Raw genomic sequence first — 1,190 nt, 5'->3', positions numbered from 1 at the left:
TGTCTAAAGAAAAATTTGAACGTACGAAACCGCACGTTAACGTTGGTACTATCGGCCACGTTGACCACGGTAAAACAACTCTAACTGCAGCTATCTGTACTACTCTTGCTAAAGTTTACGGCGGTGTAGCTAAAGACTTCGCATCTATCGATAACGCTCCAGAAGAGCGTGAGCGCGGTATCACAATCGCAACTTCTCACGTTGAGTACGACACTCCATCACGCCACTACGCACACGTTGACTGTCCAGGACACGCTGACTATGTTAAAAACATGATCACTGGTGCTGCACAGATGGACGGTGGTATCCTAGTTGTTGCTGCGACAGATGGCCCAATGCCACAAACTCGTGAGCACATCCTACTAGGCCGTCAGGTTGGTATCCCATACATCATCGTATTCATGAACAAATGTGACATGGTTGACGATGAAGAGCTACTAGAACTAGTAGAAATGGAAGTTCGTGAACTTCTATCTGAATACGATTTCCCAGGTGATGACCTACCAGTTATCCAAGGTTCTGCACTAGGCGCACTAAACGGCGAAGAGCAGTGGGAAGCGAAAATCGTTGAACTAGCAGAAGCTCTAGATACTTACATCCCTGAGCCAGAGCGTGCGGTAGATCAGCCATTCCTAATGCCTATCGAAGACGTATTCTCAATCCAAGGTCGTGGTACAGTAGTAACTGGCCGTATCGAGCGTGGTATCCTAACTGTAGGTGACGAAGTTGCTATCGTAGGTATCAAAGACACTACTACAACTACATGTACTGGTGTTGAGATGTTCCGTAAGCTTCTAGACGAAGGCCGTGCAGGTGAGAACGTTGGTGCACTTCTACGTGGTACTAAGCGTGACGAAGTTGAACGTGGTCAAGTACTAGCTAAGCCTGGTTCAATCACTCCACACACTAAGTTCGAATCAGAAGTATACGTACTGTCTAAAGATGAAGGTGGTCGTCACACTCCATTCTTCAAAGGCTACCGTCCACAATTCTACTTCCGTACAACTGACGTAACTGGTGACATCCAGCTACCAGACGGCGTAGAAATGGTAATGCCAGGCGACAACGTACAGATGACTGTAGAGCTAATCGCACCAATCGCAATGGACGAAGGTCTACGTTTCGCGATCCGTGAAGGTGGCCGTACAGTAGGTGCTGGTGTTGTTGCTAAGATCTTCGACTAATTCATA

At 47.2% G+C, this 1,190-nt stretch carries 1 protein-coding gene; it reads left to right on the top strand.

Features of this window, described 5'->3' with window-relative positions; translation table 11 throughout:
* On the top strand, nucleotides 1-1,184 hold a 1,184-nt coding region (gene tuf, locus R7Q47_RS25430; RefSeq protein ID WP_017822038.1), incomplete at its 5' end, for an elongation factor Tu.
* Between the last annotated feature and the right edge of the window lie 6 nt (nucleotides 1,185-1,190).

The organism is Vibrio sp. Vb0349 (assembly GCF_033338975.1).
The sequence above is the reverse complement of the archived record's forward strand: the minus strand, read 5'-3'. Positions and strand labels throughout refer to the sequence as shown.